We start from the raw sequence: 19,081 nt of genomic DNA, 5'->3' as shown, positions 1-19,081 counted from the left end.
GGTTCCGCCGGGTGTTGATCTTGAGTGAGGGGGCAGGTGGCTCGGACGGGCGGCTCAGGACAGGCGGCCGAGGAGGGTGATCATCTCGCGCAGGCGCTCCTGGTCGGCGGGGCTGAGCCGGGCCTCGATGGCGGTGGCGAGCTGGTGCTCGCGGCGGGAGCGCTGGTCGAGGAGGGCGGTGTGCCCGGCCTCGGTGGCGGCGATCAGCTGCTTGCGGCCGTCGGTGGGGTGGGGCTGCTGGACGACGAGTCCGGCCTCGGTCATCAGGGCGACGGTGCGGGCCATCGACTGGTGGCGCACCCGCTGGCGGTCGGCGAGTTCGGCGACGGTGTACGGGCGCTCGTCGCGGACCAGCCGGCCGAGGACGGCGGCCTGGTTCTGCGGCAGCTCGTCGCTGTCGCGCAGGGAGCGGACCAGGGTGCCGAGGCAGGCGCGGAGGTCGGCGGCGAGGTCCAGGGTGTCCGGGTGGGGGGTCGCGTCGTCGGGCATGGCTCCAGTCTAGCCAATAGATATGCAGCGAAGCTGTACAGCATTGCTGTATGGTTTGGAGCATGCGAATCACCAAGTTCGGACACGCGTGCGTCCGCATCGAGCACGCCGGCACCACCGTCGTCGTCGACCCCGGCGCGTTCAGCGACCCGTCCGCATTCGCGGGCGCCGACGCCGTCCTCATCACCCACGAGCACTTCGACCACTTCGAGGAGTCCCGGCTGCGCGCCGCCCTGGACGCCGACCCGGCGCTGCGGGTGTGGACCAACACCGCCGTCGCCGCGCAGCTGGAGGGCGTGGCGCGGCGCGTCACCGTCGTCGGCGAGGGCGACGCCTTCGAGCTCGGGGCCATCGGCGTCTCCGTGCACGGCGAGTGGCACGCCGAGATCCACCCCGACATCCCCCGGGTGCGCAACACCGGCTTCCTCTTCGACGGCCGGCTCTTCCACCCCGGAGACTCCTTCACCCTGCCGCCGCACACCGTCGACACCCTGCTGCTGCCGATCGCGGCGCCGTGGACCAAGGCGGCCGAGGTCGTCGACTACGTCCGCGAGGCGGGCCCGCGCCGGGCGGTGCCGGTGCACGAGGCGGTGCTCAGCCCGCTGGGCTTCGCCGTGCAGACCCGGCTGGTCGGGCCGGAGGGCCCGGGCGCGGGGGCGGAGCTGACGGTCCTGGGGGAGGGGGAGAGCCTGGAGCTGGGCTGACCGCCGATCCACGGCGCCGGTAGCCTGGCGCCATGCTGAAGATCGGACTGACGGGTGGCATCGGCGCGGGCAAGAGCGAGGTGTCGCGGCTGTTCGCCGCCCGGGGCGCGGTGATCGTCGACTCCGACGTCATCGCCCGCGAGGTGGTCGAGCCGGGGACGGACGGCCTGGCGGCCGTGGTCGCCGAGTTCGGCCCGCAGGTGCTGCGGGAGGACGGCGCGCTCGACCGCCCGGCGCTCGGGGCGGTCGTCTTCGCCGACCCCGAGCGACTCAAGGCGCTCAACGCGATCGTCCACCCGCTGGTGCGAACCCGCTCCGCCGAGCTGGAGGCCTCCGCCGCTCCGGACGCCGTCGTCGTGCACGACGTGCCGCTGCTCGCGGAGAACGGGCTCGCGCCGCTGTACGACCTGGTGGTGGTGGTCGACGCCGAGGACGAGGTGCGGATCGACCGGCTGGTGCGGCTGCGCGGCATGACCGAGGAGGAGGCCCGGGCCCGGATGGCCGCGCAGGCCACCCGGGCCGACCGGCTGGCCGTCGCGGACCTGGTGATCGACAACAGCGGTCCGCTGGAGGGGCTGTCGGCGCGGGTCGACGAGGTGTGGGCGCAACTGGCCCAGCGGGCCCAGCGCGAGCAAGGTTAGGCGAGAGGTAGCCGGGCCCGGACGGCGAATCCGCCGTCCGGGGTCGGCCCGGCGTCCAGGGTGCCGCCGAGGTCGGCGGCGCGGGTGCGCATGCCGTCCAGCCCGTGCCCGCCCGAGGGCAGCGCCGCCGCGTCCGAAGTACCCCTGGAGGCGGTCGAGTTGACCACCGCCAGGCGCAGCCCGTCCGCCACGGCCTCCACGCTGACGGCGACCTCGGCGGCCGATGCGTGCTTGTGCGCGTTGGTCAGCGCCTCCTGGACGATCCGGTACGCCGCGTACTGCACGGCCGGTCCGGCCTCCGCCGTACCGGTGACGCTCAACTCCACGGCCAGGCCCGCCTGTCGGGACTCCTCCACCAGGGCTGGCAGCCCGCGCAGGGAGGGGCCGTCCTCCGACGGCGGGGTCAACACCCCGAGCAGTCCCCGCAGTTCGGTCAGCGCCTGCAACCCGAGGGTGCGGATCAGCCCGAGGGTCTCCCCGACGGCCTGCGGGTCCCGCGTCTGCGCGAGCTGGGCGCCGCCCGCGTGCAGGGTGATCAGCGACACCCGGTTGGACACCACGTCGTGCATCTCCCGGGCGAGCCGGGCCCGTTCGGCCGCCGCCGCCCGCTCCTCGGCGTGCAGCCGGGCCTCCTCCAGCAGCTGGTTGCGCTCCTCCAGCAGGCGGTTGCGTTCGGCCAGCAGCCGGTTGTGCTCGGCGAGCACGGAGACGGTGCGGGCGCGCTGGTGCGCGGTGAGGCCCAGGGTGATCGGGACGGCGCCGAAGACCAGCGGGTCCTCGATCAGGTTGGCGAGCTGGGAGATCCCGGCCAGGTCGTCGAGGTCGAACGGCCCGAGCAGCCGCACCACGGCGAGGGCCGCCAGGCCGTACGCCACCGGGCTGCGGCCGCGCAGGGCGGTGAGGGCGTAGAGCGCGAAGGCGAGCGGGAGTTGGCCACCGGCCAGGGTGAACACGGCGACGGCCTCCGGCCACCGGCGCCGCAGGACGAGCGCGAGCGCGCCGGCCGTCATCAGGGCGGCGTTGAGCGAGCGCGAGGTGGTCGGCCCTATGTCCGGATCGTGCGTGGCGAGCGGGACGAGCATCAGCAGCACCATCGCGGTGGGCGCCAGGACGGTGATCAGGGGCGGCAGTTGGCGCGGTAGCGGGGGCGGGAGGGTGAGATCGTCGGTGGACGGAGCGAGGGGCCGGCGCATGGGGGCATGCTTGCACAAGCCTTCGGCGGGGGATCCGGTGGCCGGGAAAGGGGTGGTCACCGGGCCGGGGGAGAGGGGAGCATGGCGGCATGAACGATCATGACTTTGCCATCGCCGGAGCCGGAGCCGGAGCCGAGGCCGGAACCGGAGCTGCTTCTGCCCCCGGAACCGGAGCGGGCCCCGGAGCCGAGCTGCTGGCGCAGTACGGCAAGCCCGAGCAGGAGGAGATCCTCGGCCCGGACCCGGACGCGTACGGCGTCGCCCACCTCGGGATGACGTTCCTGCCCAAGGAGATCCACTTCGGCGTCCGCGCCGAAGGCGGCCGACTCGTCGCCCACACCGGACTGCGCCCGGTGACGCTGACCGTGGGCGGCACCGACCTGGAGGCGATGGGTGTCGGCGGGGTGTGCGTGGCCCCGGCGAGGCGCGGCCAGGGCCTCGCCGGAACGGTCGTCACCGCCGCGCTCGACCACGCGCGCGGCCTCGGCGTCCGCTACGCGCTGCTGTTCTGCCGCCCGCAGAAGGTCGCCCTCTACCGGAGCCTGGGTTTCCGCGAGGTGGTGGAGGCCGTCACCGTCGAGCAGCCCGAGGGGCGGCTGGTGGAGATGCCGCTGCGCACCATGTGGGCGCCGCTGGCCCAGGGAGCCACCTGGCCGGAGGGGCCGGTGCGGCTTCGGTCGCTGCCGTTCTGACCGGCTGAGGAGCCCAGAGGAGCCAAGGGGAGCCAAGGGGAGCCGGGACAGGCCGGGGGGAGCCGGTGGCCTTCAGACGGTGGCCTTCGCCGCCGCCCGGGCCACCGCGGCTCCCGCCAGCGCGCGGATCGCCGAGTGCGCCCGCGTCCCGTCCCCCGCCAGCTCCGGCTGGAACAGCGTCGCGAGGAAGAACGGGTGCTCCGGCAGCTCCACGATGCGGACCTCGCCCGCCTCGTCCGTGCCGGTGATCCGCAGCCCGCCCGCGCGCAGCACGTCCAGGTACGCGGCGTTGAGCCCGTACGCGCAGTGGTAGCGCTCCTGGGAGCGGGTGGCGCCGAAGGCCCGCGAGGCGAGGCTGTCGGGGGTGATCTCGACGGCGCCCTCGTGGCCGACCAGCGAGCAGGCCAGTGGGGCGATCAGCCGCTCCTCGCGGTCGGGCTCCTGCTCGGCGTGGACGGCGTCGGTCAGGCCGCACACGTTGCGGGCGTACTCCAGCAGCGCGTGCTGGAACCCGGCGCAGGTGCCGAGGAAGGGGATGCCGTGCTCGCGGGCCGTGCGGATGGCGGCCAGGGCGCCGGCCTCGCTGGCGTACGGGCTGCCGGGCAGCAGCCAGATCGCGTCGAAGCCGTCGAGCGCGCCGGGTGCCTCGGCGTCCGGGGTGGGGATCCAGTAGGCGTCCAGGACGAGCTGGTCCTGTTCGGCGAGGGCGCCGAGCAGCCCGGGGATGCGGGCGTGGGAGCGGACGGCCGGGGAGCGGTCGCCGACCAGGGCGAGGCGAGGGGTGGTGTAGGTCATGCGGCTATCCTGACCCCGCACCAGGGATCAGCGCCAACGATGATTTCTTACGCTTCGATCAGATCGGTTGATGACCGCCGTGGACCCGCAGCAGCTGCGCACCTTCGTCACCGTCGTCCGCCTCGCCTCGTTCTCCGAGGCCGCCCGGGAGCTCGGCTACACCCAGTCCGCCGTCTCCCAGCAGATCGCCTCCCTGGAGGCGGACCTCGGCGCGCCCCTGCTGGTGCGCCGCCCCGTCGGCCCGACCCCCGCGGGGCAGCGGCTGCTGGAACACGCCGCGCCGCTGCTCGTACGGCTGGCGGCGGCGCGCGCCGACATCGCACGCCTGGCGGGCGCCTCGGGCGCCCGCCTGGTGGTCGGTGCGACCCCGCTGGCGGTCGGGGCGTCCCTGGGGCGCGCGCTCGGCGAGGTGCGCCGCGCGTATCCGAGGACGGAACCGGACGTACGGGTGCTCGGCCAGGACGTGCTGCCCGCCCAGGTCGCCACAGGGGAGGTCGACCTCGCACTGATCGACGGCCTCGCCGCGCCCAGCGACCCGCTGCCGTTGCCCGAGGTCGGCCCGCTCACCACCGTCGCCGTCGACGAGCGGCCGGTCGCCGTCGCCCTGCCCGCCGGGCACCCGCTGGCCGGGCGCCCGGGCCTCGCCCTCGCCGACCTGTCCACCGCCCGCTGGCTGGACGCCCCCGACCTGGCCCCCACGGGCACCCGGCTGCGGGCCGTCACCGGCGTGGACGGCTTCCGCGCCGCCACCCGCTACCGGGGCACCGACGTGCGCGGGCTGCTCGCCCTCGTCGCCGCCGGGCACGGCCTGGCACTGCTGCCCCGGCCCGTCCTGGAGGAGGCGCCCGGCGTGGTCGGCGTGCCGGTGACGGCGCCGCGCCTGGTGCACCGTACGGAACTCGTGCACGGCAGCCTCCCGGAGGGCCCGGCGGCGGTGCTGGCGGTCCACCTGGCGGCCCAGCCGGCGGGCGGCTGACGGACGGCTGACGGGCGGCTGGCGACCCGACCGAGGGCCGAACTGACGGACGGGCGAAGCCTGCTGTTGTGTACACGTGGACATGAGGCGTTCACGTCCGGGGCCTGACATCCGTCGCTCGCCCGGTGCTGTGATGGGGTGCAGTCGCCCGGCGCCACGGCCGGGCCGGTCCGGGAGAGCCGCCACCATGATGAACCGTCAGCGCTTCACCGTCGTCGCCTCGGCGACCGTCCTGGGCCTGGCCCTCGCCGGGCTCGCCGGCGGCACCGCGCAGGCCGCCCCCGCGAAGAGCAAGCCCACCAAGGGCTCGACGGTCGCGGCGAGTTGTTCGCGTGCGCGCCTCCCGCTGCCCGACGCGCGCTGCACCCCCGGTGCGTACAACCCGGACGTCACCCAGGCGACGATCGGCAAGACCATCTGCGTCTCCGGCTGGACGGCCACCGTGCGCCCGCCGGTGAGCTACACCAACAAGCTGAAGGCGCAGCAGATCGCCGAGTACGGCTACGCCGACACCAACCCCTCGGACTACGAGGAGGACCACCTCGTCCCGCTGGAGCTCGGCGGCGCCCCGCGCGACCCGCGCAACCTGTGGCCCGAGCCGCGTTACGGCAACGAGCCGGCGCAGAGCAAGGACTCCGTGGAGAACAAGCTCAAGAAGGCCGTGTGCAGCGGCCAGGTCAGCCTGAACTCGGCGCGCAGCGCCATCGCGAGCGACTGGACCACGGCGCTCAGCCGCCTGGGCCTGTAGGCAGCCTTCTGGGCGCCGCTGCGTGCTGAGCCGGTCGGTCCGTCCGGTCCCCTGTGCCGGACGGGCCGACCGGCCGTCTGTGCGGGGGAGTCCTGGGCCATGGCCTCGGCGAGGCCGGCCGTCGGCTGACGGCGCCTCAAGCTGGGCATGGCTGTTCCTTCCCCCGGGTGTGCGTGTCGACGGGGCGTCCGGGGCCTGTGGTGCGGGCCGGCCGGGGACGTCCAGTTCGACGGCGGTCGAAAACCTATGTCACCCGGAGGCTGGGAGCAAAGCGGGATTTCCACTGGTCGACGGATCGGCATATGCAGTTGCAGGGGCATGGTGTCGAAGATGTGTGTGAGACGTCAGGGGCGGGAGTGACCGGTGGTGCTGCCGGTGACGGTGCACCACGGTCAAGGGCGCGGAGGCTGGCGGCCGTTCATGCCCGGTGCGGGCGCGCGGGCACGGTCACCGGTCGGGCGTGGACCGTGCCCGACACCAAGGATTCGCCAGACCCGAGTCGTTACGCACGGGCGCCCGGCACCCCGAGCTGCTGCGCGAGCCAGGGCAGGGCCTGGGCGAACAGCGCCGAGCCCGTCTGCCAGGTGTGCCTGCCGCCCGCGACGCTGCCGGTGGTGGTGCGGATGCCGTCCCGGCGCGCGGCCGTGTCCAGCGCCTTCGCGGCCTCGATCTGGCCGTGCTCCTGGTCGCCCTGCCCGAAGTAGCCCGACACGCCCTGGTACTTGGGGTGGTGGGCCAGGACGGTGAGCGGGTCGTGCGCCGCCCAGGCACTCTCGTCGCCCCCGTACAGCTCCTGGACGGTGCGCTCCCTGTCGCCGATGTACGGGCCCTTGTCGCCGGAGAAGTCGCCGAAGTGCGCGAAGACGGTGGGGTGTTCGACGGCGAGGTCGAAGGCGCAGGTGCCGCCCATGGACCAGCCGGCCACGCCCCACTTGTGCGGGTCGGTGGCGGCGTTGAACGTCTTCTCGATGTACGGCGGCACGTCCTTGACGAGATGGCTCTCGGAGTTGCCGTGCGGGCCGTCCACGCACTCGGTGTCCACCTTGAAGCCGCCCGTCGCGTCGACGAACACCAGGATCGGGGCGAACCCGTTGTGCGTGGCGGCGTACGCGTCGGCCGTCCGGACGGCGTCCCCGGAGCGGACCCAGTTGTCGGGCGCCGCGAACTCGCCGCCGATCATCTCCAGGACGGGCAGCTTGGGCCTGGTCAGGCTGCGGAACCAGGCCGGGGGGAGGTAGACCAGCTCCTGGCGGTGGGCGAAGCCGCTGGCCGTGTCGGGGATGTCGACCTGGACGATGCGGCCGGTCTTCGTCCGGCCGTGGATCGAGGCGACCTGCGCCACGGTCACCTGGTCGGGCAGCGGCTGACCGGTCAGCTCGCCGACGGCGTCGTCCAGGGTCGGGTAGTAGCCGGTGGCCAGGTTCACGCTGTTCGCCGCGCAGAACAGCGCCAGCAGCGCGGCGGGCGGGGCCAGGGCGCGGCGCCACCAGCGGGCGCCGCGCCAGCCGAAACCGAGCACGGTGAACGCGGCGAGCGCCGCGCCGGTCCAGAGCCAGACGCCGAAGGGGATCGGGTCGGTGATCCCGGCGAAGGCGAGCACCCCGAGGGCGAGCGCGGCGGTGAGCGCCACGGCCGTACCCAGGGCGATCGGCCCCCACCTGAGGCGCCAGCGGCGGTCCCGGCGGGCGACGGTGGCCAGGAGGAGGGCCAGGGCGGCGGCCTGGACGGTCCAGGGGAACCAGCCGTCGAGCAGGGAGACGTTCATGCGGTGGGACGGTAGGGGCGGGAGATGAGAGGGCGGTGAAGGGCCGGGCGGAAGCTGATGAGTTCCTGGGAGAACGCTGAGGGGCGCCGGTTCCCGGCGGTCAGTCGTCCCAGTCGTAGTCGGGGCCGTCGTCGTCGAAGTCGTCCGCGTAGGAGAAGTCGTCGTCCCCGGTGGAGTAGTCGTGGCCCAGGTCCGGCACGGTGTCGGTGAGGGACAGGTCGATCCGCTCGAACTCCGGGAGCTCGGGGGCGCCCCCGTACGGCGCCGGGCCGGAGGTGGCGCCCCGAGGGGCGCTCGGCGGCTCGGTGGTAGGGGAACCGTCGAGCGAGGCGGCCAGGTCGGTCAGCGAGTCGGGGAACACGTACAGGTCCGGGTGGTGCGTCCACGGCCGGGCGGAGACGTGGCGCAGCCAGCCCGGCGCACCGAGGGCCTGCCCGAGGTTCTCGGCCTCCCGGTCGTGGCCGTGGGCCCGGAAGAGGGCACGGGCGGCCCGCCACGCCTTGCGGGCCCGGTGGCCGCGCTCCGCCTCGACCTCGGCCCTGCCGATGTTGCTCAGCGTCCGGGCCTGCCCGTACGCGTCGCCGAGGCCCTCGAAGAGGGCGAGGGCGCGCCGGTACAGGAAGAGGGCCTGCTCGGGTTCGTGACGCCCGAACGCCACGTTGCCGAGGTTGGCCGTCGAGCGGGCGAGGCCCGCTGCGTCGTCGAGGCTCCGGCGGATGCTCAGGGCCTCGGTGTGGCAACTCTCCGCCTCCTCGGGCTGGTTGTGGCCGAGACGGCTGTTGCCCAGATTGCTGAGGACGGCGGCCAGGGCGGCCGGTTCCCCGCTCCTGCGGAGGAGGTCCGCCGCCTGTTCGTAGTCCCTCATCGACCGGGCGTCCATGGGCGGCGCGCCCTCGGACTGCGGCAGGACCCGCAGGACGTCGGCGAGGACGGCACGGGCGGCGGCGCTCTCACCGGCGGCGCGGAAGGCGGTGACGGCTCGGCCGTAGCAGTCGAGGACGGCCCCGGTGTCCTTCTTCCCCTCGCGGCTGCGCCGGTGGCCGAGGCGCTGCCACAGGCGGCCGGCACGGGCGTGCTCCCGGGCGATGTCGGCGCAGTGGGCGGCGAACTGGTGGACGGCGTACCAGACGGAGGGGGCGGTGCGGGCGTCGGCGTCGAGCAGGGTGGCGACGCTGAGGGTGAGGGTGGAAGCGTCGTCGGGAAAGCCGGACTCGTAGGCGAGGCGGGCGGCCGCCGCGAGGGTGCGGGCGTCCTCGGCGCGGGTGCCGGCGCCGGTGTAGCCGGTGTAGTGGTCGAGGAGGCGCTGGACGGCCTCGCGGCGGGCGTCGTCGGTTTCCTTGTCCAGGGCGAGCTTGCGGGCGTAGTCGCGGCTGTGGGGCTGGTAGCGGTACGAGCCCCGGGACTTGGTGAGCAGGCGGGCGGCGGTGAGGGCCTCCAGCGCGGTGGCGGCCTCGGCGACGGTGAGGCGGGCGAGGGCGGCGGCCTCGCCGACACGCAGGTACGGGCCGAGGTGGAGGGAGGCGAGACGGAACAGCCGGGCGTGGGCGGGCGGCAGATGGCGGTAGACGAATCGGGTGACGTCGGCCGTCCTGCCGAGGCGCCCGAGGAGGGCGGGATCGGCGGCCAACTGGGCGGCGGCGAGATGGAGGGCCGACGGCTGCCGGTCGCAGGCCCGGGCGACGGCGCGGAGGGAATCGGGGTCGGCGGTGGGGAGCGCGGGCCGGAGAAGGGCGAGGGCGTCGTCCTCCTGGAGCCGGAGGAGGGGGACGGGACGGCCGGCGGTGCTGACGGCGAGGGTGTGGTTGCGCGGATGCCGGGCCGACAGGCGGTCCAACTGGTGGGCGTCGGCGCCGTCGAGGATGACGAGGACCGGCTGCCCGCGCCGGGCCAGGCCCGTCAGGACGTCGAGGTAGCGGTTGAGGGCCGCGAGCCCGGGGCCGGCGGCGGGCACGTCCTCGGGACGGACGCCCAGGGCGCGCAGGAGCGCGGCGAGGGAGTCGGCGAGGGGCAGCGCCGGGGAGTACTGGAGATCCAGGTAGAGGACGTGGCTGTACCAGCGCCGGGCGAGCGCCTCGCGCGCGACGCGGAAGGCGAGGGCCGTCCTGCCGCTGCCGGGCGGGCCGGTGATCGACGTGTGGAAGCTGCCGCGCTCCCACTCCGCGACGGACCGCCGCCAGGCACGGACGGCCTCGCGGGTCGGCCGGACGGGCTTGGCGGGGGCCTTGCGGGGGGTGAGGCCGCTGAGGACGGTCTCGAAGACGGCGGACCGGCCGACGAAGGGGGAGGGGTCCGGCGGCAGTGAGGTCAGGACGACGGGCGGGGTGGGAGGGAGGACGATGCTGCCCAGCCGCGTCGTGCTCTCGTCGGTCGCCACGCGTACGTTTCTAGCTCAACTGGGCTGTGGGGAAAGGGGTTTTGCCAAGGCATGAGCTAGACGAGTAGTTCCGATGTCGGTCAGTGATCGTAGGGGTTCGAGTCGGGTCCACCCCGCCGTCACTGAAATTCTTGCCCGCCGCCCTGGGGCCCGCCGTACCGACGGAGATGTCAGAGGCACCTAGTAGACCTTGGGCGACACGTACGCGAAGTGACGAGGAGCAAGGATGTCGTGGTCAGGGGTGGGCGTCGGACGGGAACCCGAGGACGTACGGGTGGTGCTGGCCGCCTTGTCCGAGGAGGCCAAGGACGGGTTGCGCTATGACGCGGTGCCCTGGGAGCGGTTCTCCCACTGGTACGGGACCGGCAGCGACGTGCCGGGCCTGCTGGAGACGATCCGGTTGGGCTCCGACGTGGATTCCGACACGGCACTCGGCACGCTGTGGAACCGGGTCTGCCACCAGGGCACTACGTCCGCCGTGGGCGCCCTGACGGTGCCGTTCCTGATCCGCCTCGCCCTCGCACATTCCCGTCACCGCGCCGGCCTCCTGGGGCTGGTCGGTTCGGTGGCGCGCGGGTCCAACTTCGGTGACACCTCGCGCGATGCCCTGCTGTGCGCGGACGGTCCCCGCGAGGCCGGCTACTACGAGCCGAGCGGCGGCCCGCTGACGTGGACCCTCCAGGCCGGCCGGGCTGCCGCAGCGGCGGACGCGGACATCCTGCTCCACCTGCTCGACGACCCTGAGCCCGCCGTCCGCCGCGCCGCCGCCTTCGCGCTGGCGATCGCCCACCCTGCCGGCCGGATACCGGACGGGCTGCACGCACGCCTGGCCGTCGAGGACGACCAGGCCGTGCGGGCCTGCCTCGTTCTCGCCATCGGCCAACTCGCCCGGGAGCAGCACGCCCCGGCCGCCGCTGAGCAGTTGCGGGCATGGTGGCGGGACACGACCCGGCCCGACGAGGTGCGGGTGAGTGCTGGCCTCGCCTGGCTCTGCCTCGTCGAGGACGACGTTCCGGACGAGCTTCACGAGCTCTTCGCCACTCTGGTCACCGACGAGCTCACGGCCCTCCTCACCCCGGTGCCCTGGCTGAGCAACGTGCACGACGAGTACGGCCTGCCGGAGTGCGTCCAGCAACTGTGCCACCCCGAGCTCCCCTCACGCCACAGCCTGGCCTTCAGGGCGGTGGGGGACGCGATCAGGGAGCACATCAGAACCCGAGCGAATTGACCCGCCACGACCTAACCCACCGTCCGTGCCCGTCCCGGGCGGTGGAGCGCCCACGCGCGCGCAACGGCGATCCGCAGGCACGAACAGCGGCTCGCACGTGTTCCCCTCCTCGGCGTTCAGTAGGCCGGTGGCGGCGACCTGGTCGAGCAGTTCCCTAGTCGGCTGGGCTTGCCTGTTTCGCTCCGGACATGCAGGGAGGGCGTCCAGCATTCGGGTTGTGACGACCGAAGAGCTGGACACCCTCCTGACCGCACTCTACGTGCAGATCGATGACCATCTGCCCCGAACGCGGTGGCTGGGCCGCCCGCCGCGACTGACGGACTCCGAGCTGGTCTGTCTGGCCGTGGCCCAGGCCCTGCTCGGCTTCCACTCCGAGGCCCGCTGGATCCGTTTTGCCCGCGCCCACCTGCGCGGCATGTGACCGGGGCTGCCCGACCGGTCCGGCTACAACAAGCGCCTGCGCGCCGCCCGGCCGCTGCTCCAGCAGGCCGTCCGAAACCTGGCCCGCGCGACCGACCTGTGGGCCGACCCGGTCTGGATCACTGACTCCACGCCCGTGGAATGCGGGCGTTCGCGTGACACCGCGCGCCGCTCGGCGTTGACCGGCTGGGCCGGCCACGGTTACAGCCGCTCGCACTCTCGCTGGTTCTGGGGCCTGAAACTGCACCTGATCTGCACGCCGGCCGGGCTGCCCGTCACCTGGGCCCTGGCCAGCCCGAAGGTCGACGAGCGCGAGGTCCTGGCCGCGCTCGTCGAGACCGAACCCGATCTCGTGCGGGGCTGCCACGGGGATAGGAGCAGTGCAGAGGCCGTCGATCAATCCCTTGTCGTTGGTGAGGGAGAACGTTACGCCCGCCGCACCGGTCTGGCGGCCTGTGTTGGTGAACCAGCCCGTCACCGGGCACCCGGTGTCCGTCTTGCACGTCCCGGTGAGCCGACTTCCGGAGTTGACGAAGTGTACGGCGGGAGCGGACGAGGAAGCGGCGTGGATAGCGGAGCGCCACAGGTTCGGCAGCCACTGGTGGGTCGAGCCATGCCAGATCACGACGGCGAGGACGGCCAAGGTCCAGAACCAGCCGGTTCCAATGCTGCTGCTCTCCGCCCGCTCGATCTTTGCCCGGGCACGCTTCCTCCCGCGCTCCCTCTCCTCGGGGGTGGCCTGCGGGTCATGCTCCTCGAGGATCGCGGTGGCACCGACCTTCAACAGGGCACGCCGGGTCGTGTTGGCGGTCAGGAAGTTCACCTTGCTCAACACTGCTCGGGGTACGGCGTCGACGAGGTCCGCGGCCTCCATGGCGTTGCCGCCGGTGACCTGCCTGATGGCTTGAACGACCTCGTACCTCCGCTCGCCGACGTCCTGGAGGAGGACGTCGTAGGAAGGCTGTCCCTCGGTGGTGGTGGCAGTGGCGGTGTGTGTCTTGGCCATGACCAGCGCCTCGGTCACCGAGGGCCGGTTACCGGGCTCCTTGTTGAGCAGCGCTGTGATCAGCGGTGCCAGGTGGCCGGCCCTGGCCGGGGCCGGGGGCTCGTGGAAGGCGACGGCGCGGAGCGTGCCGGTGACGGTGTCCCGCTGGAAGGGCGAGGTGCCCTCGGCCGTCTCGTAGAGCGTGGCGCCCAGGGAGAAGAGGTCGCTGGCCTCATTGCCCTGGTGACCGTCGGCACGTTCGGGGGCGATGTAGGCCATCGAGCCGATGATGCCGCCGTCCTGGGTGAGCTTGGTGTCGGCGTCGTTGACGGCGATGCCGAAGTCGGTGAGGAGGATGTTGCCGTCGTCGGCGAGCATGATGTTCGCGGGTTTCACGTCACGGTGGATGATTCCCGCGTCGTGGGCGGCACCGAGGGCATTGATGATGGCCTCGGCGACTTTCTGTGTTTCCGTGAGGGAGAGCGGGCCCGTCTTCAGACGCGTTTCCAGGGACCTGCCCTTGACCAGTCGCATGACGGTCCACGGGAGGGAGTCTTCGACGACGACGTCGAAGACGGCGACGATGTTCGGGTGATTGCGCAGTTTCGCGCCGTGCCGGGCCTCGCGCCGGGCCCGGATGAGGAGTTCACTCCAGTATTCGTCCGAGAGACCGGGACGGCGGAGTACTTCTTTGACGGCGACATCGACGCCGAGGTTCTGGTCATGGGCTTTCCACACGCGCCCCATCCCGCCGGCCGCAAGGAATTCGACCAGCCGGTACCGGCCACCTATGACCCGCATGGGGGTTGTGTGCGCGTGCGCGTCCAACGGGGAGCTCCCTCACCCTTCGTCGATGGTCTGCCGCCGCCAGCATGACCAGGGGAAGGGGAGGGCGACAGAACACGGCACCGGCCATCCCTGGCCGGTCGGTCCGGGAGGCAACCGGGCGTCCCCGTGTGCCACACGGGGACGCCCGGGAGAGCTGGTTCAGAGGTCGGTCGGGAAATCGCCCGCACGGATGCCGGAGACGAAGGACCGCCAGCCCTCGGGAGTGAACCCGAGGGCTGGCCCATGGGGGTCCTTGCTGTCTCGGACGGGGACGGCGCCGGTGGTCGTGGTGGCCATCTCGATGCAGTTGTCGTTCGGGTTACTGGCGGTTGCCTTCTTCCACTGCACGGGGAGGGCGGAGGCGACAGGGAAGTGGGTCACTTGTACGCGTCTCTCTTCTGTGTGATGAGGTTGCGCGACTCGTCGAGAGACAGGGCCGTGGCCATGACTTCGTCGAACGCCGCTCGATAGATGTCGACCTGATCCGGGTCCTCAACCCAGTCGCTGCTGAGCATCCCGCTGAGGAGGACCAGGTCGAGATCGCGTTGCCGAAATTCCAAGAGGGCAAAGGGCCCTGTCATTCCGGGGTGCGGTGGAGCCATGGCTGGCATGATCTGGATTTTGATGTTGGGAAGCCGACTGAACTGCAGCAGTTTGTCCAACTGATCGGCCATCACGCCTGGAGCGGCAGTCATGCTGAGGGCGGCTTCGTGGATCACGGCCCATAGCTTGAGCGGGTTGTCTGATCGGGTCAGGACCGATTGCCGGTTGATCCGGACTTCAACGCGCTCTTCGACGCTGGGCTTGTTTATCACGCCGCTGGAGATGATGGCGTGGGCGTATTGGCGGGTCTGTAGCAGGCCCGGGATGTACGCAGACTCGTACGACTTGTTGCTGACAGCCGTCTCTTCGAGGCGGATCAGGTCCGTGTAGAGCGGGTTCAACTGTTCGTAGCCCGCCATCCAGCCGGGACGTCGCTTGTCCCGCAGGATCTCGACGAGGACCTCCTTGAGCTCCTCGTCGCACTCGTAGAAGTCGAGCAACGAGCGGACCACATCGGGCTTCAGCTGGACGCGGGCGTTCTCGTACCTGCTGAGCTTCACCAGGTTCACGCCCTCGACCTGGGCGGCGACCTCTTCTGCCGACAGGCCCTTCACCTCGCGAAGCCGCTTCAACTCAGCAGCGATGCGCCGATACCGCACGGCTGGCACTGCGACTGCCATGTACGTAACCCCTCCGGAGTGCTTGGGGATCAGTGTGCATGCGAGTGGTGACGGTTCGCCACCACCAGCAGGCATGCAGGGGGCGTACCTTGCTCAGAAATCTGAAAACTTTCATCTTTCGAGTTCATGCCTTGCGATCAGTGATGGCAGTGCTCCATGCTGTGAGTAGCGAAGCGATGTCTATGCGTGACATGCGCGGCGTGCCGTCGCGCCACGCTCTCTGATGCTTCGTCTTGAATTTCGAGCCGCCGATTGGCCGTTCGGCCTTCTCCACTCATGTGCTTGGAAGGTGACTTCGCCATGTCCGAAACCCCCTCCACCTCCACCATCTGGCTCCCGCGTAGCCGTCGCTCGCCCGGCGAGGCCCGTAGCCGCCTCTCCTCCCTCCTCTCGTCCATCCCCGAGGGCGAGTGCTACCGCGACTCCGGGCTCCTCCTCGTCTCCGAGCTCGTTACCAACGCCGTCCTCCACGGCACGCCCGCCGGCTACTTGATCTACCTCTCCCTCGACCTCACTCCCGACCGGCTCCGCATCGAGGTCCACGACGCCCGCAGCGACCGCGAACCCGAATCCGACCCCTCCGCGCCCGGCCTCGACGGCGAGGCCGGGCGCGGCTTGCACCTCGTCAAGTCCCTCTCCTCCGCGTGGGGTTGCCGTCCGCGTCTCCCCATCGGCAAGATCGTCTGGTGCGAGGTCACCGCGTGAGGCCCGACCGCGAGATCCTCGTCGAGATCCCCGGCCTCAGACCCGCCGCCACCCACACCCTCAACGCCGAGACCCTCGAACACCTCTGGAACCGCGTCCAGTTCCTCCCCATGACCCGCCCCCAGCGCTTCCGCCTCGAGCACGCCCTCACTGGCCCCTGCGCCCCTCGCGACGTCCTCCGCCACCTCTCCGGCCACCCCCTCCTCGCCCTCCCCATCGGCGACCACGAGCTGTGCATCACCTGGGCGAACCTCCGCGACGGTGCCTCAGAGGCGCAGCGCTGACCTCCCGCCCCTGCGTGCTAGGTTTGAACGTGTTCAGACTCGCGCGCGCAGGGGGGATCATGCCGGCCGTACCCGCAAGCGCCCGGCTGCTGGCCGCCGCAGCCACCGCGGTCTTCGTGCTGCCGCTGCTCCTCGCCCTCGCGAGGTTCGGAGTCGCGTGGCCCTACCTCGTCCCGGCCGTCCAGCTGCTGAGCGCCGCCGGGTGCGCCGCGCCGATCTGCTTCCGGCGCCGTGACCACTTCCGCGTCGCCTGCGCCGCCGCCGGAGCCATTGTCGCGAGCCTGTGGACGCCGGTGCTGATCGTCGGTGGCCTGATCCTCCTGTTCACCGACTTCCGATGGGCGATCGCCTGCTTCGCCATGGTCGCCGCAGCCATCGCCGTACTCATCGCGGCCTTCCAACGCGCCAAGGGCGCCGAGTGCGGCCGCCCGGCCGTCGTCGTCGGATGGTCCGCCGCCGCGCTCGCGCTCACCGACTGGGCGTACGTCGCCCTCGGGTAGCGCCCGGATTCGGCTCGCGTCCGCGAGCCACCGGTAACCGTCACAACGCGCCGATCCGTCATGGGTGTTCGGCCCCTGCGCCCACGGGCCGGCGGCGTGGTCGCATGCGCCCGCACACCGCGCCCCGCCCGCCTGACCTGGGCTTGACACCCACCACGGGAGGGCGAGGATGGAAGTGAGGCCGCGCCGAACGGCACTGCGTGCGGGCCCCCGATACGCCCGTGACGGACTTCCGTCAGGGGGTGCGGCCCTCGTGGTTTCTCTCGCCGATGTCCGGTACGGCAGTACCGGCGACGACGTCCGCACGGTCCACGGGCGAGATGCCACCCAACGACGTGCGGGACCGGTACGGGGTCGGAGCAGGCCGCCGTGCGGCTACTGAGCGAGTGATCACGATGACCGATTTCCCGAACATCGACACCCCTGAACCGGTCGGCCCGATCTGGACCGGAGGCTTCGAAAGCACGGTGGTCAGCCATGCCGGGGTCGACTACACCCTGCTCTACCTGCCCGACAAGCACAACGACCTCCTCCAGCAGGCCGGACAGCCGCCGGTCTACTACTGGGTCCCGGACGGCGTCCGGCTGGCCGAGAAGCCCAACGGCGACCTCAAGTTCTACTTCCTGCACTTCGCCGGGGTGCAGACCGGCAGCACCACGGTCGGGGTCATCCCGGGCATGACCAGGGAGATCACCGGCGGCGCGCTGTCGTTCACCGTCACCTCCGCCCCGCCCGACGGCGTCCTCCAGCAGGCGCACGACCAGATCCTCGGCCAGTGGCAGGACAAGGGCGACCGCTACACGATGTACCGCTCCAGCGCCCCGAAGCCGACCCTCGGTGACCCCGCGTACCTGCGGCCGATGACGGTCGTCTCCAACAACGTGAGCGTCACCAACGCCAGCATGAACCCGGACGGTTCGCTGACGACGGGCGGCGGGACCGACCCGTTCTTCTGGAAGATGCAGGGGCAGGGGCCGGGCGCGACCGACCCGGTGGCGGAGAACAGCTTCACCTGCATGATGGGCTCCGTGGCGGCGGAGATCGTCGCGGCCGGCCTGAAGGCCAACCAGAGCATCATCTCCGTCGTCGAGAACCTCCAGGTGCCGCTCTGGGCCCCGATCACCAGCCTGACCATGACCTCCGACTGGAAGCGCGTCTTCGAGCACCTGTCGACGGCCGTCCAGGCCAAGTACTTCTGGGCGGAAGCCGACGTGAAGGCGACCTGGAACGACCTCCGGATGCAGGGCGCGATCAAGATCGACCTGGAGATCGACAGCACGCTCCCGGGGGCGGACGACCAGGAGAAGGTGGCCGACAAGTACGTCGAGATGCTCATCCCGCTGTGGATGGAGCAGGCGAAGCAGGTGATCTTCCAGCCGATGCCGACCATCCCCGACGCCCAGGCGCCCGCCGCCGGCAGCAGCGACTGCTTCGGCACCGGCTGGGGCCTCGGCCTCGGCGTCTCCCTCGACTACCGCAGCGACCAGGTCGAGATCGCCAACAGCTTCCAGTACCAGTCCGACCGCCGGTACCTGCAGCCGCACACCATCGGCGGCACGCTCGACGGGCTGGCGGGTGTCCTGGCCAACGACCCGAGCAAGCTGCGCCAGTACTTCGGCGAGCTGTACCTGGACGACTACGACCGCATGATCACCGTCGCCTGCAAGCCCGGCGTCAACTGGCCCGACCCGGCCAAGCAGTGGGTGGGCGACCCGGTCGACTACGTCAGCGTGCAGGTGGGGTACCCGAACACCAGCGGCGCGCTGGAGTGGAGCGGCACCACGTTCGGCAAGCCGGCGGACCCGTCCGCCGTCGTCCCGGAGCATCCGGCCGCGGGCCTGCCGGCGGGGGAGCCCGGAGCCTCCTCGCCCTCGGGCACGCCGAGCGCCTTCATCACCTTCGCCGACGGCACCACCTCCACCGCCTGGTTCGCCCGGATGACCCAGAAGCAGGCCATGGACGTCACCAACCCGCCGGACGGCTGGACGCCCGACAAGATGTTCGTCAGACGTTCGATCGTCTTCAACCCGGCCGCGTCCGACACCGACAGCCCGTACGTGCGCCAGCGCGTGGAGGTCGGCAAGGTCGACCTCGACCCGGGCGACAACGGGACGCTCACCAACGAACTGTCCCAGCCGGTCAAGTGCGATCACACCGGCGTCCTCACGGTCGGTCCGATCTCGCTGGGCGGGCACCTCGGCGGCAACTGGACCGCCGAGCTCGCACTCAAGCCCGAGGGCGCCCGGCTGGACGGCACCTCGCGCGAGTCGGACGTCGTGAGCTTCACCTTCAGCGCCACCGACCAGGCCCAGCCCCGGTACTGGACGATCTACACCGGACAGCCGGACTACCAGCCGAAGTTCAGCTACCAGGTGACCATCCTCCGTAACGCCGACATCGGCGACACGGCACCCCCCAACGACGGCTGGACCGGCCCGTGGATCACCGCGACCTCCGGCAACGGCCCGCTGGTCGCGATCCCCCCGCATCCCGGCGAGCCCGGCGTGACGGTCATCAACCCCGCCAAGTGA

The 19,081-nt window shown here is 71.9% G+C and carries 18 protein-coding genes; 10 read left to right on the top strand and 8 right to left on the bottom strand.

The window, feature by feature from the left end:
• Positions 1–54: 54 nt before the first annotated feature.
• Positions 55–489: a MarR family winged helix-turn-helix transcriptional regulator gene (locus tag ACIBCA_RS22825; protein WP_031068970.1), complete on the bottom strand. Its 435-nt coding sequence runs from the start codon at positions 487–489 to the stop codon at positions 55–57.
• 62 nt (positions 490–551) lie between these two features.
• Here ACIBCA_RS22825 and ACIBCA_RS22820 point away from each other — a divergent pair, with 62 nt between their 5' ends.
• Entirely contained in the window at positions 552–1,193 is a 642-nt protein-coding gene (locus tag ACIBCA_RS22820) for an MBL fold metallo-hydrolase (RefSeq protein ID WP_396284791.1), read from the top strand.
• A 32-nt stretch (positions 1,194–1,225) separates the two neighbouring features.
• Positions 1,226–1,834 carry a dephospho-CoA kinase gene (gene coaE / locus ACIBCA_RS22815; protein ID WP_396284790.1) on the top strand — a complete coding sequence of 203 codons (609 nt, stop codon included), beginning with the start codon at positions 1,226–1,228 and terminating at the stop codon, positions 1,832–1,834.
• Here coaE and ACIBCA_RS22810 read toward each other — a convergent pair.
• Positions 1,831–3,027, bottom strand: coding sequence for a sensor histidine kinase (locus ACIBCA_RS22810; protein ID WP_396284789.1), 1,197 nt, complete (start codon positions 3,025–3,027; stop codon positions 1,831–1,833). The two genes, coaE and ACIBCA_RS22810, sit on opposite strands and share 4 nt — an antisense overlap.
• An 89-nt stretch (positions 3,028–3,116) precedes the next feature.
• Between ACIBCA_RS22810 and ACIBCA_RS22805 the strand changes: the two genes are divergently transcribed.
• Positions 3,117–3,719, top strand: coding sequence for a GNAT family N-acetyltransferase (locus tag ACIBCA_RS22805; protein ID WP_396284788.1), 603 nt, complete (start codon positions 3,117–3,119; stop codon positions 3,717–3,719).
• A gap of 72 nt (positions 3,720–3,791) precedes the next feature.
• Here the strand turns inward: ACIBCA_RS22805 and ACIBCA_RS22800 are convergent, their stop codons facing one another.
• Positions 3,792–4,514: a hypothetical protein gene (locus ACIBCA_RS22800; RefSeq protein WP_396284787.1), complete on the bottom strand. Its 723-nt coding sequence runs from the start codon at positions 4,512–4,514 to the stop codon at positions 3,792–3,794.
• A gap of 79 nt (positions 4,515–4,593) precedes the next feature.
• On the opposite strand from ACIBCA_RS22800, the gene ACIBCA_RS22795 reads away from it, so the two are divergent.
• Both ACIBCA_RS22795 and ACIBCA_RS22790 read left to right on the top strand, forming a co-directional pair.
• The gene (locus ACIBCA_RS22795) at positions 4,594–5,490 is read left to right on the top strand and encodes a LysR family transcriptional regulator (protein ID WP_396285008.1); all 897 of its coding nucleotides are present in this window, start codon (positions 4,594–4,596) and stop codon (positions 5,488–5,490) included.
• 187 nt (positions 5,491–5,677) lie between these two features.
• A complete protein-coding gene (locus ACIBCA_RS22790) occupies positions 5,678–6,238 on the top strand; it encodes a hypothetical protein (RefSeq protein ID WP_396284786.1) in 561 nt (186 codons plus the stop codon).
• 502 nt (positions 6,239–6,740) lie between these two features.
• On the opposite strand, the gene ACIBCA_RS22785 is transcribed toward ACIBCA_RS22790, so the two are convergent.
• Together ACIBCA_RS22785 and ACIBCA_RS22780 are read right to left on the bottom strand one after the other, a co-directional pair.
• Positions 6,741–8,003, bottom strand: a complete 1,263-nt coding sequence (locus ACIBCA_RS22785; protein ID WP_396284785.1) for an alpha/beta hydrolase — start codon at positions 8,001–8,003, stop codon at positions 6,741–6,743.
• 100 nt (positions 8,004–8,103) lie between these two features.
• Positions 8,104–10,377 (bottom strand): tetratricopeptide repeat protein, encoded by a 2,274-nt coding sequence (locus tag ACIBCA_RS22780; RefSeq protein ID WP_396284784.1) that lies wholly within the window; start codon positions 10,375–10,377, stop codon positions 8,104–8,106.
• Positions 10,378–10,603: 226 nt separating this feature from the next.
• Here ACIBCA_RS22780 and ACIBCA_RS22775 point away from each other — a divergent pair, with 226 nt between their 5' ends.
• On the top strand, positions 10,604–11,605 hold the full coding sequence (locus tag ACIBCA_RS22775; protein ID WP_396284783.1) for a hypothetical protein: 1,002 nt from the start codon (positions 10,604–10,606) through the stop codon (positions 11,603–11,605).
• Between the two features lie 154 nt (positions 11,606–11,759).
• On the opposite strand, the gene ACIBCA_RS22770 is transcribed toward ACIBCA_RS22775, so the two are convergent.
• The 3 genes from ACIBCA_RS22770 to ACIBCA_RS22760 form a co-directional block, all read right to left on the bottom strand.
• Positions 11,760–13,838: a ribosomal protein L7/L12 gene (locus ACIBCA_RS22770; RefSeq protein WP_396284782.1), complete on the bottom strand. Its 2,079-nt coding sequence runs from the start codon at positions 13,836–13,838 to the stop codon at positions 11,760–11,762.
• Between the two features lie 159 nt (positions 13,839–13,997).
• On the bottom strand, positions 13,998–14,219 hold the full coding sequence (locus tag ACIBCA_RS22765; RefSeq protein ID WP_396284781.1) for a DUF397 domain-containing protein: 222 nt from the start codon (positions 14,217–14,219) through the stop codon (positions 13,998–14,000).
• Positions 14,216–15,061 carry a helix-turn-helix domain-containing protein gene (locus tag ACIBCA_RS22760; protein ID WP_396284780.1) on the bottom strand — a complete coding sequence of 282 codons (846 nt, stop codon included), beginning with the start codon at positions 15,059–15,061 and terminating at the stop codon, positions 14,216–14,218. The genes ACIBCA_RS22765 and ACIBCA_RS22760 overlap by 4 nt, the downstream gene beginning before the upstream one ends.
• 300 nt (positions 15,062–15,361) lie before the next feature.
• Between ACIBCA_RS22760 and ACIBCA_RS22755 the strand changes: the two genes are divergently transcribed.
• The 4 genes from ACIBCA_RS22755 (at position 15,362) to ACIBCA_RS22740 (ending at position 19,081) form a co-directional block, all read left to right on the top strand.
• Positions 15,362–15,766 carry an ATP-binding protein gene (locus ACIBCA_RS22755; RefSeq protein ID WP_396284779.1) on the top strand — a complete coding sequence of 135 codons (405 nt, stop codon included), beginning with the start codon at positions 15,362–15,364 and terminating at the stop codon, positions 15,764–15,766.
• Positions 15,763–16,050, top strand: a complete 288-nt coding sequence (locus ACIBCA_RS22750; protein ID WP_396284778.1) for a hypothetical protein — start codon at positions 15,763–15,765, stop codon at positions 16,048–16,050. Before ACIBCA_RS22755 ends, ACIBCA_RS22750 begins: the two co-directional genes overlap by 4 nt.
• Before the next feature lie 59 nt (positions 16,051–16,109).
• Positions 16,110–16,550 (top strand): hypothetical protein, encoded by a 441-nt coding sequence (locus tag ACIBCA_RS22745; protein WP_396284777.1) that lies wholly within the window; start codon positions 16,110–16,112, stop codon positions 16,548–16,550.
• Positions 16,551–16,945: 395 nt separating this feature from the next.
• Positions 16,946–19,081 (top strand): hypothetical protein, encoded by a 2,136-nt coding sequence (locus ACIBCA_RS22740; RefSeq protein ID WP_396284776.1) that lies wholly within the window; start codon positions 16,946–16,948, stop codon positions 19,079–19,081.

Origin of the sequence: Kitasatospora sp. NPDC051170 (assembly GCF_044455705.1) — a bacterium.
GTDB lineage: Bacteria > Actinomycetota > Actinomycetes > Streptomycetales > Streptomycetaceae > Kitasatospora.
The sequence above is the reverse complement of the archived record's forward strand: the minus strand, read 5'-3'. Positions and strand labels throughout refer to the sequence as shown.